Consider the following 14,439-nt stretch of genomic DNA (forward strand, 5'->3'; position numbering starts at 1 on the left):
CCCCTTTTTTGCTGTCGCAACGACAAGGGTCGGCACCCTCTTTCTGAACAGAAGGGTGCCGACCCGGCTACTTAAAAATCATTACTGTGCTTTAGTGACGCCTTTATCCTCAACCTTCGGCAGATTTTTGCGGATGTCTTTGACCTGCCCGGCGGTGACCGCTGGCGCATTGTTGCCCCAGCCGCTGCGCACGAAGGTCAGCAGATTCGCCATCTGTTGGTCATCCAGACGCCAGGCGAAATCAGGCATTGCCAGACCCGTGGTCGCGTCTTTGGTGACCGGCGTAGTGCCGCCACGCAGCACTACGCTTATCAGCGATGACGGATCGTTGCTCAGCACCACGGAGTTATGCGCCAGCGCAGGGTAGGTTTTGGCATAGCCCTGACCGTCGATACGGTGGCAGGCGGCGCAGTTATCCATATACTCCTGCGCGCCGGGCCTGCTCATATCCCCTTTCGTCAGGGCAGCTGCGGTCGCGGTGTCTGCCTTCGGCGCTACGGCTTTCGGATCCGAGGACTTAAGCGACTTGAGATAAACCGCTATCGCTTTCAGATCCCCTTCGCTCAGATGCTGGGTGCTGTCCACCACCACGTCGCTCATCGACCCAAAGGCCGCGCTGCTGTCGGTATGCCCGGTTTTCAGAAACTGAACGATCTCCTGTTCGGACCATTTGCCCAGCCCTTCCCGGGCGTTGCCGGTCAGATCCGGCGCGTGCCAGTCCTCCAGCGTGCCGCCCGTCAGCCAGGCGTCATCATGCTGATCGAGCGCTTTTTCCTGGAAGCCAATGCCGCGAGGGGTGTGGCAGGAGCCGCAGTGCCCCAGCCCCTGCACCAGATAAGCCCCGCGGTTCCACTGTTCGCTCTGCCCTTTGTCGGGCTGGAATACGTTGTCATCGTGAAACACCATATTCCACATCGACAGCGGCCAGCGCATGCTCAGCGGCCAGGGAATATCCGTGTCTTTATTCGCCTGGTTTACCGGCTTCACCTGATGCATGAAGTAGTCATACAGCGAATGCATATCCGCATCGGATATTTTAGAGAAAGAGGTGTAGGGCATTGCCGGATACAGGTTATGCCCGTCTTTTGCCACGCCGCCGCGCACCGCTTTCACAAAATCATCGTAGCTGTATTCGCCGGTGCCGGTCTGTTTGTCCGGGGTGATATTCGTCGAGTAAACGGCCCCTACCGGAGTGGACATTTTCAGTCCGCCAGCAAAAGGTTTCCCGCTGGCCGCCGTGTGGCAGGCGATACAGTCCCCGGCCGCCGCCAGCTCTTGCCCGCTGGTTGTCGGTTCGCTGTGCGCCGCCGCGCTGCAAAGCGTGGCAAGCGCCAGCAGGGAGAGCCGTGTTTTCCATTGAAGTTTCATTTGCATCCCTCCCTGTCAGGCCTGAACCAGCGGCCCAGGATTAGCTAAATACTGCGTGCGAATCGCGTTAGCGGCAAACAGCGCGGTGGCACCGACAATCCCCGTTGGGTTGTAGGCCAGGTTTTGCGGGAAGCAGCAGGCGCCCAGAACAAAGACGTTCGGCACGTCCCAGCTCTGCAAATATTTGTTCACCACGCTGGTTTTTGGGTTATCGCCCATCACCGCACCGCCCGTGGTGTGCGTGGACTGATAGGGCCGCACGTCGTAGTGCGCGTCCTTGCCCATAAAGCCCATTCGGTAGTGGGGAGGGTTAATTTTTTTGACGATCTCTTCCGCTTTGCTGCCGGTGAAGTGGGTCATTTTCAGCTCGTTTGGCTGCCAGTCGAAGGTCATGCGCAGCAGAGGCTGACCGTGCAGATCCTGGTAGGTGGGATCGAGGTCCAGGTAGCACTGCTTGTACGGCATTACGGAGCCGGAAGCTCCCACGCTCATGGTGTGCAGGTAGCTCTCCTTGATTGCTTTTTTCCAGCCGGAGCCCCACTGCGGCGCCTCTTTCGGGATATTCATCTGCTGAATCGGGCGTCCGCCCGTCGTGGTCGCGGAAATGGTTGAGCCGCCGATAAAGCCAAGCTGCGAATGATCGAAGTTTTCCGCGTTGAACTCGTCGATATACATACCAGTTGTGCCGGTAGCGGCAAACGGGTTGAAGTAGGTGTCTTTATCAAAATAGAGAGAGATACCGCCGTTCATCTGGTAGGCATAGTTGCGCCCCACCACGCCTTCACCGCTGACCGGATCGTAAGGCTTACCGATTTTAGACAGCAGCAGCAGGCGCACGTTGTGCAGCTGGAAGGCGCTCAGCACGACCAGGCCTGCCGGCTGTTCGACTTCCTGCCCGTTGGCATCGATATAGGTCACGCCGGTGGCTTTGGTGCCCGTAGAGTCGGTGTTAACGCGCAGAACATGCGACTGGGTGCGCAACTCGAAATTATCGTGTCGCTTAAGAGCGGGAATGACGCAGGACTGCGGCGACGCTTTGGATGAGTTAAAGCAGCCGAAGCGTTCGCAGAAGCCGCAGTAGTTACAGACCCCAAGCTGCACGCCGTAAGGGTTGGTCCAGGGTTCGCTACAGTTAGCGGCAGGCACCGGGAAGGGGTGATAGCCCAGCTCTTTCGCCGCCTTGCTGAACAGCATACCGGCGTACTGCTGCTTCAGCGCTTTGGTGGGATAGGGATTCTGGCGCTCGGCTTCAAAGGGGTTTCCCCCCTCAAGCTTTTTGCCCTGCACGTTGCCCGCCTGGCCCGCCGTGCCGCAGATTTTCTCGAACTTATCGAAGTAAGGCTCCATCTCTTCGTAGCTGAACGGGTAGTCCTGCACCGTCATGTCCGCCGGAATAAAATCCGCACCGTATTTTTCGATTACCGTGCTGCGCATTTTGAGGTCGGCCTCCAGCGGACGCCACAGCATGCCGTTCCAGTGCACGCCCGCACCGCCCACGCCGTTGCCGGGCAGGAACGAACCAAAACGGCGATACGGCAGCGCGGTTTGCGACTGGGTATGGCGAACGGTGACCGTCTCTTTGGACGCGTCCTGGAACAGCTTCAGGCGGATGCCGTAGGTCAGCTCATCGGCAATACGAGGATAGGCAAAATCGGGATAGGTATCGCGAGCTTCGCCGCGCTCCAGCGCAAGGATTTTCAGGCCGGTGTCGGCCAGCTCCATCGCCATCAGCGATCCGGTCCAGCCGAAACCAACGATCACAACATCAACGGGGTCTTTTTTAATCGCCACGGTTATACGCTCCTCTTCCCTGAAATACTGACCGGCCCAAGCGGATACGGTTTATCAGGATTATCCATGACCTGCTGGTAGTCGGCGCGAGCGCCAGGGAAACCAATCATTTTCCACGATGCCAGCGTCTGGTTGCCGCCGTGCATCGGGTCGGCAAGATAGCCCTCTTTGGTGTTCTCCAGCATCTGGGTGAAGAACAGGCCGCCCGGCACTTCGTCAAAGCTCAGCTTGCCGCCATCGAGCTGATGCAGGATGTCGTCCTGCTGCTGATGGCTAAGCTCGGCGAAGCTTTTCTGGTACGTTTTTTTGCACCAGGCGTTGACCGCCCTGATGCCGCGCCGCCAGGTTTCCCGTGGAACCAGGCTCGACTGATAGCCAAGCTCAGGTTCGGCGCTGGCGAAAGGCCCGTGCATGTACCACAGGTGGCCGTAGCCGTAGGGGAGCTCCATCTGTTTATCGATGTAGACCGGCACGCCTTCGCTCACCGCGCCGGGGCCGTGTTCATCTTCCGGAATCAGGCGGTCGGTCGCGGCGAGGACGAAGGCCCACTCTTCGTTATTAAAGAAAGTGGGTACGTAGTGAGCGCTTACGCCTTCGGTCTTCGCGGCTGCGGCAACGCTGCTCTGCGAAACCAGGCTGCTACCGACCGCCGCCAGCGGGATCAGGGAGAGGGTTTGTTGTAAAAAACGACGTCTGGAGGGGAGTTCCTCGTTGTCATGCTTGCTCATAAAACTTTCCTGTCGGCTGGTACCAAATGGGTAACCCTAATTAGTTACCCGGCTAATAATTATCTTGTTATACAAGAGAAATTAGCCTTTTTTGGGACGAAAGCAATGCAGAAAAGTGCGGATTAAAAAGCGGATGGGAGAACGTTATCGGTAACATTCAGGCAACAAAACAGACCTAAAAACATGATTTATATATAATATATCCCGAAGGCGAACTGTAAATATATGTTGATATTTTGTAAATTAAATACGTCTAAAATTGATCTGGATCAGGGCGGGGATGGCGTTGCGGGGGAGCAAAAACGACAAACCCCGCATCACTTAGCGGGGTTTCGGGTAAGGCAAGCCGGGTAAAACTCAGGTACAAATTACAAACTTATTCCATCAACTGCTTGCTGAGCGTTGGGTTCGCCTGAATCAGGCGCATCAACTTCAGCTCGGTACTGGAGGGTCTGATTCGTTTTGATTCCCACTCCTGCACCATCGTCACGCTGACACCCATCACGCGAGCAAAATCGTCTATTTTAAGACCGGTACTTTTGCGCAGCTGCTCGAATTCAGAAAAAGCGTTGGGCTTCTGTCTGGCGGAAATCATTGGATCGTTTTTAAAGACTATCTGCTCAAGGCTGCTGAGCAGTTCAAACATTGGATCTTTATATTCCATTGACAACTCCTCATAAATCACACATTGACCTCGTGAAGGGTAAGAAGCCTTTTAAGCGTAGCCTGAAAAAAAGCGTGCTGATGATTCAGAGGGAAACTATTTTTGCGTGTGGCGCTGATTATGCGCTTCAGCTGCAAGGTTAAGCGGCGTAAGAGGTTGAAAAGCAGGCCCACAGCGGGCCTTAGTATAAATTTGTAAATGGTTATGCAATTCGCGTTCCGCGCTGGGCTTAAGCCAGACGCGGGACGCGGCGTCAGCCGTTATGCTTTTTGCGTGATGTCATTCAGTTCGCGACCGTCGTCCTCTTTCACGATCGGGGTACGCGAACCGGCCCATGATTTTACCAGCAGCGCGGCGGCTGACAGCACTGCCGGGATAGCCAGCAGCATAAAGATGGTCTTAAACGACAGCTCCGCCTGCATCAAAAATGCCCCGCTGAAGGCACCGAGAATCCCCCCAAAGCGCCCAAGCCCCAGCATCCAGGCTACGCCGGTTGCGCGCCCCTGCGTCGGGTAGAAGCCGGCCGCCAGCGCAGGCATCGAAGATTGTGCGCCGTTCATGATGGTCCCGGCGATAAACACCATCACGCCCATCAGCACCAGGCTGGATGTCGAGAAGCCCACCAGGCAGACGAACAGCCCTGTAAGCAGATAGCCCACCGCCACAACCTTATTCGGATTCAGCTTATCCATCAGCGCGCCGATAATCAGCACCCCGATCCCACCGCCCAGCGGGAACAGCGCGGTAATGATCGACGCCTGGCTAAGGGTCGCGCCCGTTTCGCGGATCAGCAGCGGCAGCCAGCTGGTCAGGAGGTAGAAAATCAGCAGGCCCATGAAGTAGGTCAGGCACAGCATCAGCGTCCCCACCAGATAACGCGGCGAGAAAATAACCCCCAGCGCGGTTTTATCTTTAATATGCCCTCCCACTTCGTTAAGCACGAAATGGGTATTGTTACCCGCCGGAAGGGGCGCAATGCGTTTGAGAATAGCGGCGATATCCTGCTGCGGTTTCTTTTTCACCACCATGTAGCGCGCGGACTCTGGCAGCCAGAAAATCAGCACCACGGAGAGGATAAGCGGCATCACGCCGCCCAGAATCAGCACGCTTTGCCAGCCGAGGTGCGGGATCATCCACGCGGAGATAAAGCCCCCCATGGAAGAGCCAATCGGGAAGCCGACAAACATCAGGTTAACGAGCAGCGCCCGCTTACGTTCGGGAGCATATTCGGACATCAGCGTCGCCGCGTTGGGCATTGCCGCACCAAGGCCCAGCCCGGTGAGAAAACGCAGCAGCGCGAGCATCGTCAGATTAGTGGCAAAGGCGGTCAGCAGGCTGAAGCCGCCGAAAACCACAATCGACAGCACCAGCACCTTTTTACGCCCGATGCGGTCGGCCATCGGCCCGGCGGTCAGCGCCCCCACGGCCAGCCCGACCAGCGCGGCGCTCATCACCGGACCAAGATCGGACTTTTGCACGCCCCACTCCTGCACCAGATCGGAGGCAATAAAGCCAATAATCGCGGTGTCGAAGCCGTCCAGCGCTACGGTAATAAAGCACAGAACAAGAATCAGCCACTGGTACTTCGAGAAGCGGCTTTGGTTGATAAACGTCTGAATATCTGTTGTTGAATTTGTCATAAGTCATGCCCTGGCGGATAACAGAGATGTTCGATTATCGAACAATAATTCGTTAATCGTTCGTTAAATCAAACCATCAAGCAGGCCTGCCGACAACCGTCAGCCGGGTCTTAGTGTGCGATTATCGTCCGGCATACCGCCAGGCTAAGTCACTGATTAAAATTAATTCTTAAATATTAACGGGCTGTGGTTAATCGTCCGACGAAGGGCGCACTTTGAATTTGTGAGAGGGTTAACAATTGAGCAACATACATATTAGGAATTTCTCATTGTAAACAGGGATTTTGTCTGAAGAGATTGTTGTGAAAGGGTATCTTGCGGACACGGCATGGACTATCCTTAGCACCATTATCGGGTACGCATTTGCGCATTTGTATTGTTTGGGTGAAGGAGTAGAAAAATGGCGACAGGTAAATCCTGCTCTCGCTGGATTGCGTCGTTCGCGGCGTTAGTGATGGTGATCGGCCTGAGCGGTTGCTTTGATAAAGAAGGCGATCAGCGTAAGGCATTTATCGATTTTCTGCAGAATACGGTGATGCGCAGCGGTGAACGTCTGCCGACGCTGACCGCGGATCAGAAAAAACAGTTTGGCCCGCTGGTCTCTGACTACGCCATTCTTTACGGCTTCTCACAGCAGATTAGCCAGGCAATGGACGAAGGCATGAAGCCGGTCGTCGACAGCGTGAACAGCATTCGCGTACCGCAGGACTACATGACCCAGCGTGACGCACTGCGCCAGGCTAACGGTTCCCTGAACGTGCTCGGCCAGCAGGTGCAGAACGCTAAAATGCAGGCGGATGGCGCTCACTCGGCGCTGAAACAGCCTGATGAACTGAAAACCGTTTATGACCAGGTTTATCAGAAGGTTGTCACCACACCGGCAAACGCCATGGCGCCGCTGATCCCGGCAGCCCAGACCTTTACCCAGCAGCTGGTACAGGTCGGTGATTTCATTCAGCAGCAGGGTACCCAGGTCGGCTTCACCGCCGGTGGCATCCAGTTCCCGACCTCCCAGCAGGCCAGCCAGTACAACTCGTTGATCGGCCCGCTGGCATCGCAGCATCAGGCATTTATGCAGGCTTATTCAAGCGCGCAAAATAGCATGCAGTGATGTCAATTCCCCGCCTTCGGGCGGGGAGTTACCCTTATCGAAATTCAGAATTTCCCCCTCTTCTTTCAACGTGTATAAATTTGCCCTAAATTTGACTCCCCCTCCTGCTGTTCATAAACTCTCCAGTACCACGAATTAATGAGACGGCCATCATGTCAAACACCATGTCGCAAAAAGCGGCCCGGGAAGGGTTAGGCAACCCTGAACTTTTTGAGGGCGGCGTTTATGTCACCAAAAATGGTGTCGCGGAGCTGTTCGTTCAGACAGCCCGGGAGCGCCAGGTTGAGGAAGCCGAGCGGTCGCGTGAACGCCAGAATAACGCTTTGCTGAAGCTCATCATGAAAGCTAAGCAGGAAGCGGAAGAAGGCAATACGATGTCCCCTGAAGATGCTTTACAGCGGCTTCGCGCTGCCAGAGAGTGAAAGGAGAAAATGACGTGAAGGATCATGCCATTACGTTAACGGACACGGCGTTCAAAAGCCTGCAGGACATCGAATTCTTTAAATCACAGTTTATTGGCCCTGACGCCGCGGCGATTTTTATCGATTCCCTTCTCAGTCGTTCAATCTCTGCAATTTCGGACGATCCACAGCGGTACAGATTTAACGGTTTTCTGGCAGATAAAGGCATTCGAATTCGCGAATGGCTGGACGTAGATAAAGAATACCGATGCTTTTATCATTACAGTAAGTCCAATAAAATCAGCATATTACTTTATGCGAGTATGAAAGAAGATTTCGAATCTGCTTTGTATCGCCATAGCGTGATTTACTAAGGCAAAATCGCCCCCGCTTAGCCCTCCCGCCCTCCAGCCCTGTGGACGGCTGAAATAGTACTTGTCAGCGGCTGGTTAAATGTGCGTTAATGCCTTCATCGGTTTGACGTACAGACCTTTCAAGCAAAGCAGTCCTCCAGAAGTTATCGTAGATACCTTTCAAAGTGAGTTTCTCCTTACCGCTTCAAAAATCTGTAAAGCATACCAATACGCCGTAAGGCAAACTCTATTTAAAAGGTAATATCAATGTCTGCTAAAATGACTGGTCTGGTTAAGTGGTTCAACTCTGACAAAGGCTTCGGCTTCATCACTCCTGACGATGGCTCTAAAGATGTGTTCGTACACTTCTCTGCTATCCAGAACGATGGCTACAAGTCCCTGGACGAAGGCCAGAAAGTATCTTTCACCATCGAAAGTGGTGCTAAAGGTCCAGCAGCTGGTAACGTAACCAGCCTGTAATTGCTACTTAAGCAATAAAAATTCTAAAACCCGCCTTCTGGCGGGTTTTTTCGTTTCTGGGACTGGCGTTTTCGCTAAGCGCTACTTGCCCACCAACCGCCGCGAGTTATCCTCAATCCTTCCGGAAAGACGTCGCTTCTGCATGGTGCGCGTCCAGCTTGTTGAAAGCCCGGCCGCCGACAGCAGGCGATGAAACTGTTCGTCATCAAAAGGCATGTGCCAGGCGATAGCAATGGCCTCGGCAACGCTCACGTCGCTTACGCGGGAAACCAGCTCAAGCGGAGACTCCGTGGATGTCCTGCCCGCCATCACCACCCGATACAGCCAGCCGCAATAGCCTGAAGCCTGCATTCGCGATGCCATATCGCTGACGCCAAAATGATAATTCAGCTTAAAGCAGGGCGAGCGTGGCTGCGTCACCTGGATCAGCGCGTCGCCCCAGCGGTAAATATCCCCGATAAAAACGTCCTGCTCCGTCATTCCTGCGGTTGAGAAGTTCTCGCCAAATGCCGGTGCCGTAAACAGCTCTGCCTGCTCGGGAAACTCCTGCGCCCAGTGGGCATAGTGCTCGCGGGGATAGTGGCACAGCGCGCGGTCAGGGCCGCCGTGGATAACTTTTTCAGCCTGCTGATCGCCCTCCAGCCCCAGCTCGGTCAGTTTTAGTTCACCGTCGACCTGATATTTGCCGATAGCGCTCGGCCTGCTGCCTTCATATTCACGAATTTTGCCGATATAAACCTGTAGCGGATAGTGCATCTGCTCCTCCTTGAATGCCGATAGCGGTCATAGCAGTGTGATAGCTCAGGCTCGCCTCAAGCCGGGAAATATGCAACCTCTTTTAAACTATCAAGCAGTGATTCAGTGCTATTTAACCATAACTAAAAGCCCACCCTGCGCAATAAACAGCCTTACCGAACCTGGGTGAAAGAGTATTGAATTTGTGAACCGGCATTTTGAAATGTTGTTATCACTGCCACCTTTGCCTTTGCGGTGGCAAAAGCTCAAAGGTTTATCGGGCCCATCTGCCGTAGCTTCCTCGTGAAACTAACTCATGATGAGGCCCGTATGAAAATAATAAGGACAGTCCTACTTTTTTTGTTTTCGTTTACCTTTCTTCCCCCGACTACCTCCGCAGCCACCGTTTTACGTCTCGCCTACGCCGAAAACAGCCAGCCGGTTAAAGACGCGCTGCGCTTTTTAGGCAGCCAGATTGAAGCAAATACCGCCGGGGAGGTGAAGGTGGTCTATTTCCCGGACGGACAGCTCGGCGGCGAGCGCGAGCTGGTTGAGCTCACGCAGGCGGGCGTGGTGGACATCACCAAAGTCTCGTCTGGCCTAATGGAGAGCTTCTCGCCGCTGTACGGCGTGTTTTCCCTGCCCTATCTCTTTGCCAATAAAGAAGAGTATTACCGGGTGATGGATAACGAGAAGGTGATGGGGCCGGTTTATCAGTCCACCGCCGCGCAGGGGTTTGTCGGCGTCGGCTGGTACGATTCTGGCGCGCGCAGCTTTTATATGAGCAAAGCCCCCGTTCGCCGCATCGAGGATTTGCAGGGCAAGAAAATCCGTGTGATGCAGAGCGAGACGGCAATCCGCACGCTGAAGCTGCTCGGCGCTTCCCCCATCGCCATGAGCCAGGCCGAGGTTTATACCTCTCTGCAGCAGGGCATTCTTGACGGCGCGGAAAATAATGAGTTTGCGCTCACCATCGCCCGTCACGGCGAGGTCGCCCACTTTTACACCTACGATATGCACACCCGCATTCCCGACATTTTGCTGATGAGCTCGCTGGCCGTCGAAAAGCTCACGCCCGGCCAGCAAAAAGCGGTCGACGAGGCGGTCAAAGCCTCCATCGAATTTGAAAAGGCCGCCTGGGATGCCGAAATAGAGAAAACGAAGCGGGAGGCGGTCGACAAATTTAACGTCGAGTTTTTCGACATCGACAAAAGGCCGTTCCAGCAGGCCGTGCAGCCCATTTATGCAGAACTGAAAAACTCGCCGCAGCTGGACGCGCTGTATCAAACCATTCAGGCCGCAAAGTAAATTCATCAGGGATAAAACCATGGACAAGATACGAAAAGGACTCGACAGGCTGCTGGAAGTGGCCTGCTGCTTATTACTGACGATGATGGTGGTCGTCTCCTGCTGGCAGGTTGTCAGCCGCTATGTGGTGGGGGTACCCAGCACCGTTACCGAAGAGCTGCTGCGCTTCTCGCTGGTCTGGCTCTCCATGCTGGGCATGGCCTACGTCGCCGGAAAACAGCAGCACATCAGCCTGACTATTCTGGTCGATAAAGTTCCGCCCAGCGTGCGGGCATGGTGGACAGTTTGCCTGCAGCTGGTGTTTATCGCCTTCTCGGCTTGGGTGCTGATCATCGGCGGCCTAAAGATATCCTCGATATCTATGCTGCAAATCTCCCCCGCGCTGGGCATTCCGATGGGGAAAATCTATTACGCCCTGCCCGTCTCCGGCGTGCTAATTATCGGCTACGGCGCGCTCAACATAATGCAAACCCTGCGTTCCCTCTCATCCCCGGCGGCGCTTACCGTGGAGAATCACCATGATTGATCCAGTCTTAGCTTCCTGCATGCTGATTGCGGTTTTTGTTATCCTGCTGGCGATGAGCGCCCCGATTGGCCTGTGCATTGTTATCGCCTCATGCAGCACCATGATGCTGGTGCTGCCCTTTGAAATTTCAATGTTTGCCACGGCCCAGAAGATGTTTTCAAGCCTGGACAGCTTCGCCCTGCTGGCGGTGCCGTTCTTCGTGCTCTCCGGGGTGATGATGAACAGCGGCGGCATTGCTGGCCGGCTGGTCAACTTCGCGAAACTGTTTACCGGGCGCCTGCCGGGCTCGCTTTCCTACACCAATATCATCGGCAATATGATGTTTGGGGCGATTTCCGGCTCGGCCATCGCCGCGTCCACCTCCATCGGAGGCGTAATGGTGCCGATGAGCGCCAAAGAGGGCTACAGCCGCAGCTTTGCCTCTGCGGTCAATATCGCCTCCGCGCCGACCGGGATGCTCATCCCACCGACCACCGCCTTTATCCTCTATGCCTTAGCCAGCGGCGGCACCTCTATCGCCGCGCTTTTTGCCGGCGGCATGGTAGCGGGTACGCTCTGGGGCCTGGGCTGCATGGCGGTGACCTGGGTGGTGGCAAAACGCCATAACTACCGGGTCTTTTTCGCCCTGCAAAAAGGCGTCGCGCTGAAGGTAACGGCTGAAGCGGTGCCCAGCCTGCTGCTGATCGTGATTATTGTCGGCGGTATAGTGCAGGGGATCTTCACCGCTATCGAGGCCTCGGCCATTGCGGTGATCTATACGCTTTTTCTCACGATGGTGTTCTACAGGACCCTGAAATTCAGAGATATGCCCGCCATCCTTATCCAGACGGTGATCATGACTGGCGTCATTATGTTTCTGCTGGCCACCTCGTCCGCCATGTCATTTTCGATGGCGATCACGAATATTCCCGGCGCGCTGAGCAATATGATTCTCGGCATATCGGAGAATAAAATGGTGATCCTGCTGGTCATTACCGCCTTCCTGTTAATCATCGGCGCGTTTATGGATATTGGCCCGGCCATCCTCATCTTCACGCCGATATTATTGCCTATCATGACAAAGCTGGGTGTCGATCCCGTTCACTTCGGCATTATTATGATTTACAACCTGGCTATCGGCACCATTACCCCACCGGTGGGCAGCGGGTTATATGTTGGTGCCAGCGTGGGTAAGGTAAAAGTCGAGGAAGTGATCAAACCGCTTATGCCATTTTATGCGGCGATTATCGGCGTATTATTGCTGATCACCTTTGTTCCTGACATTCCTCTTTTCCTGCCTCGCCTGTTAGGCGTGATGTAAGCAAAAAAATCCGGTTGTTTTACAACAACCGGATAATTTTTCAAGGATTACGAATATTACTGCCAGTTATTCAACGGTGGGGTTACAGCTCTTTTTACCCTGCGGGATTAAAACGTATAGCCAAGCCCAACGCGGAAGCGAGTCTGGCGATCGTCACTGCCGCTGTTAACGGCGACGTTGCCAACTTCAACAAACGGCGACCAGGCGTCAATTAAATAAGCGGTTCTGAAATTGTACTCATAGTTATCTTTTCCGCCGTCGTAGAGATTATATTTATCGGCCTTCTTGTAAATACCCTCAACTGACCAGTCAAAATTACGCCATTTATAACCTGCCCAGACGTCCATGCGATTAATGGTGTCATCTTCGCGGGTATCCGTTTCTGACGAGCGGCGGATATACTCGAAGCGATAGCGCGCCCCTACCCACCATGCATCGCTCAGCGTCCAGTGCGCCCGCAGATAGGGCTTATAGACCGAGTAGCCGCTGCCCGTTTCCAGCACCGCACCCGGCTGCCAGGCGACGTCGCCCACCTTAAACTGATAGCTGGCCGTATATTCGTTGCCCTGGGTTTCCAGATCGTTAAAGGCTTTATTGGTATCATCACCGCCGGACTTTGAAATGGCCTCAATCGCAAAGCCAAAGCCGCTGGCAAAACGATGTGAAATATAAGCTCGGTCATAGTTCGCTTTACTGTCATCCAGATATTCATGACGCACATCGACATACACTGCGTGAGCGCTGGTTACCGCAAGAGGTAATAAAAGAAAAAGACACTTTTTCATAATAATTTCCATATTAGATAAATTGGCAATGAGCAAAATTGAGGTCCCTCACCGCTAAAATATCCGTACAGAAACGCCATTTCAATATGGTGACTGAACTTAAATGAAAAGTTGAACGCCGATCAAAAAGCCGTTAAAAATCTCCGGCATTAATATTTTTCAAATGAATGACTGCTTACTATAAATAGAGTATTTATATATAAATATGACTATGCGACACCTTAACAGCCTGAATTAAAAGGTTTTAATAAAACCATAAACGAAGATGAGTTGATATCAGCCAAAACGTCGCAATACTTAAATTCAACGATTATTTATTATTATGTGAAAGTTAAGGCGTCATTCTTTGTAATATTGCCACCGTTCGTCTTTGACTGTCTTTAGTATTAAGGTATTTTGCTTATTAACAGAAACAAAAAAGCCTTCACGACATTACGTGAAGGCTTAATAATCAGTTTAAGGCAGAATTACTTTTTAGCAGCGAAACGCGCGGCTGCTTCGTCCCAGTTCACCACGTTCCAGAACGCTTTGATGTAGTCAGGACGTTTGTTCTGATACTTCAGGTAGTAAGCGTGTTCCCACACGTCCAGGCCCACGATTGGGAAGCCGGATGCGCCGGAAACGGCTTCGCCCATCAGCGGGCTGTCCTGGTTTGCGGTAGACACCACGGCCAGCTTGTCACCTTTCAGTACCAGCCACGCCCAGCCGGAGCCGAAACGGGTAGCAGCTGCTTTTTCAAACTCTTCTTTGAATTTGTCCACGCTGCCGAAATCGCGCTCGATAGCCGCTTTCAGGTCGCCCTGCAGGGTGGTACCGGTTTTCAGGCCTTTCCAGAAGAAGCTGTGGTTAGCGTGGCCGCCCGCGTTGTTACGCAGCGGGGTTTTCTTGTCGGCTGGCAGCTGGTCAAGCTTAGCGATCAGCTCTTCAACCGGCAGGCTTGCGAATTCTGGCAGGGACTCCAGCGCTGCGTTAGCGTTGTTCACGTACGCCTGGTGGTGTTTGCTGTGATGGATTTCCATCGTTTCTTTATCGAAGTGTGGTTCCAGGGCGTCGTAAGCGTAAGGCAGGGATGGCAGTGTATAACTCATGTTCATCTTCTCCACTAGTGTTTGGCGGCGCAGATGCTGTTAACGCCGCGTAATCAGTTGGTTCATTATAGTTAATTAAATGATATTGAAAATGTTTATCAATGCCGTGGTTTTAATATGGTTATAACTTTTCGTCATGAGGGTGAAAAACAGAGGCTTGT

General features: G+C 53.6%; 15 protein-coding genes. 7 read left to right on the forward strand and 8 right to left on the reverse strand.

Annotation, left to right across the window (positions count from 1 at the left end):
• Window positions 1–81: 81 nt before the first annotated feature.
• The 5 genes from AAE045_RS17470 to AAE045_RS17490 form a co-directional block, all read right to left on the reverse strand.
• Window positions 82–1,368, reverse strand: a complete 1,287-nt coding sequence (locus AAE045_RS17470) for a c-type cytochrome (RefSeq protein ID WP_455548815.1) — start codon at window positions 1,366–1,368, stop codon at window positions 82–84.
• A gap of 15 nt (window positions 1,369–1,383) precedes the next feature.
• On the reverse strand, window positions 1,384–3,159 hold the full coding sequence (locus AAE045_RS17475) for a GMC family oxidoreductase (RefSeq protein ID WP_455548816.1): 1,776 nt from the start codon (window positions 3,157–3,159) through the stop codon (window positions 1,384–1,386).
• Window positions 3,160–3,161: 2 nt separating this feature from the next.
• Window positions 3,162–3,887: a gluconate 2-dehydrogenase subunit 3 family protein gene (locus tag AAE045_RS17480; RefSeq protein WP_455548817.1), complete on the reverse strand. Its 726-nt coding sequence runs from the start codon at window positions 3,885–3,887 to the stop codon at window positions 3,162–3,164.
• 376 nt (window positions 3,888–4,263) lie between these two features.
• A complete protein-coding gene (locus AAE045_RS17485; RefSeq protein ID WP_455548818.1) occupies window positions 4,264–4,551 on the reverse strand; it encodes an HTH-type transcriptional regulator in 288 nt (95 codons plus the stop codon).
• Between the two features lie 260 nt (window positions 4,552–4,811).
• Window positions 4,812–6,191, reverse strand: coding sequence for an aromatic acid/H+ symport family MFS transporter (locus AAE045_RS17490; RefSeq protein WP_455548819.1), 1,380 nt, complete (start codon window positions 6,189–6,191; stop codon window positions 4,812–4,814).
• Window positions 6,192–6,591: 400 nt separating this feature from the next.
• Here AAE045_RS17490 and AAE045_RS17495 point away from each other — a divergent pair, with 400 nt between their 5' ends.
• The 4 genes from AAE045_RS17495 (at window position 6,592) to cspE (ending at window position 8,536) form a co-directional block, all read left to right on the forward strand.
• Window positions 6,592–7,302 carry a DUF3053 domain-containing protein gene (locus tag AAE045_RS17495; RefSeq protein WP_455548820.1) on the forward strand — a complete coding sequence of 237 codons (711 nt, stop codon included), beginning with the start codon at window positions 6,592–6,594 and terminating at the stop codon, window positions 7,300–7,302.
• Between the two features lie 152 nt (window positions 7,303–7,454).
• Window positions 7,455–7,724, forward strand: coding sequence for a hypothetical protein (locus AAE045_RS17500; RefSeq protein WP_455548821.1), 270 nt, complete (start codon window positions 7,455–7,457; stop codon window positions 7,722–7,724).
• Window positions 7,725–7,738: 14 nt separating this feature from the next.
• Window positions 7,739–8,077, forward strand: coding sequence for a hypothetical protein (locus AAE045_RS17505; RefSeq protein WP_455548822.1), 339 nt, complete (start codon window positions 7,739–7,741; stop codon window positions 8,075–8,077).
• 246 nt (window positions 8,078–8,323) lie between these two features.
• Window positions 8,324–8,536, forward strand: coding sequence for a transcription antiterminator/RNA stability regulator CspE (gene cspE, locus AAE045_RS17510; protein WP_121264842.1), 213 nt, complete (start codon window positions 8,324–8,326; stop codon window positions 8,534–8,536).
• A gap of 81 nt (window positions 8,537–8,617) precedes the next feature.
• On the opposite strand, the gene yiiM is transcribed toward cspE, so the two are convergent.
• On the reverse strand, window positions 8,618–9,292 hold the full coding sequence (gene yiiM / locus AAE045_RS17515; protein WP_455548823.1) for a 6-hydroxyaminopurine reductase: 675 nt from the start codon (window positions 9,290–9,292) through the stop codon (window positions 8,618–8,620).
• 309 nt (window positions 9,293–9,601) lie between these two features.
• Here yiiM and AAE045_RS17520 point away from each other — a divergent pair, with 309 nt between their 5' ends.
• From AAE045_RS17520 to AAE045_RS17530, 3 genes are read left to right on the forward strand one after another with little or no spacing between them, the layout of a single operon-like run.
• Window positions 9,602–10,579, forward strand: coding sequence for a TRAP transporter substrate-binding protein (locus AAE045_RS17520; protein ID WP_455548824.1), 978 nt, complete (start codon window positions 9,602–9,604; stop codon window positions 10,577–10,579).
• Between the two features lie 19 nt (window positions 10,580–10,598).
• Complete coding sequence (locus tag AAE045_RS17525; RefSeq protein ID WP_455548825.1) at window positions 10,599–11,105, forward strand: TRAP transporter small permease; 507 nt, start codon at window positions 10,599–10,601, stop codon at window positions 11,103–11,105.
• Entirely contained in the window at window positions 11,098–12,405 is a 1,308-nt protein-coding gene (locus AAE045_RS17530) for a TRAP transporter large permease (protein ID WP_455548826.1), read from the forward strand. The genes AAE045_RS17525 and AAE045_RS17530 overlap by 8 nt, the downstream gene beginning before the upstream one ends.
• Window positions 12,406–12,512: 107 nt before the next feature.
• Here AAE045_RS17530 and AAE045_RS17535 read toward each other — a convergent pair whose 3' ends face one another.
• Window positions 12,513–13,190 (reverse strand): oligogalacturonate-specific porin KdgM family protein, encoded by a 678-nt coding sequence (locus AAE045_RS17535; protein WP_455548827.1) that lies wholly within the window; start codon window positions 13,188–13,190, stop codon window positions 12,513–12,515.
• Between the two features lie 467 nt (window positions 13,191–13,657).
• On the reverse strand, window positions 13,658–14,278 hold the full coding sequence (gene sodA, locus AAE045_RS17540; protein ID WP_202305627.1) for a superoxide dismutase [Mn]: 621 nt from the start codon (window positions 14,276–14,278) through the stop codon (window positions 13,658–13,660).
• Window positions 14,279–14,439 lie beyond the last annotated feature (161 nt).

The organism is Dryocola clanedunensis, from assembly GCF_038405435.1.
Classification (GTDB): Bacteria; Pseudomonadota; Gammaproteobacteria; order Enterobacterales; family Enterobacteriaceae; genus Dryocola; species Dryocola clanedunensis_A.

Coding starts and splice junctions, on each gene's coding strand:
- AAE045_RS17470 (WP_455548815.1), bottom strand. CDS start 1,368: ATGAAACTTCAATGGAAAACACGGCTCTCCCTGCTGGCGCTTGCCACG.
- AAE045_RS17480 (WP_455548817.1), bottom strand. CDS start 3,887: ATGAGCAAGCATGACAACGAGGAACTCCCCTCCAGACGTCGTTTTTTA.
- AAE045_RS17485 (WP_455548818.1), bottom strand. CDS start 4,551: ATGGAATATAAAGATCCAATGTTTGAACTGCTCAGCAGCCTTGAGCAG.
- AAE045_RS17490 (WP_455548819.1), bottom strand. CDS start 6,191: ATGACAAATTCAACAACAGATATTCAGACGTTTATCAACCAAAGCCGC.
- AAE045_RS17495 (WP_455548820.1), top strand. CDS start 6,592: ATGGCGACAGGTAAATCCTGCTCTCGCTGGATTGCGTCGTTCGCGGCG.
- AAE045_RS17500 (WP_455548821.1), top strand. CDS start 7,455: ATGTCAAACACCATGTCGCAAAAAGCGGCCCGGGAAGGGTTAGGCAAC.
- cspE (WP_121264842.1), top strand. CDS start 8,324: ATGTCTGCTAAAATGACTGGTCTGGTTAAGTGGTTCAACTCTGACAAA.
- yiiM (WP_455548823.1), bottom strand. CDS start 9,292: ATGCACTATCCGCTACAGGTTTATATCGGCAAAATTCGTGAATATGAA.
- AAE045_RS17520 (WP_455548824.1), top strand. CDS start 9,602: ATGAAAATAATAAGGACAGTCCTACTTTTTTTGTTTTCGTTTACCTTT.
- AAE045_RS17525 (WP_455548825.1), top strand. CDS start 10,599: ATGGACAAGATACGAAAAGGACTCGACAGGCTGCTGGAAGTGGCCTGC.
- AAE045_RS17530 (WP_455548826.1), top strand. CDS start 11,098: ATGATTGATCCAGTCTTAGCTTCCTGCATGCTGATTGCGGTTTTTGTT.
- AAE045_RS17535 (WP_455548827.1), bottom strand. CDS start 13,190: ATGAAAAAGTGTCTTTTTCTTTTATTACCTCTTGCGGTAACCAGCGCT.
- sodA (WP_202305627.1), bottom strand. CDS start 14,278: ATGAGTTATACACTGCCATCCCTGCCTTACGCTTACGACGCCCTGGAA.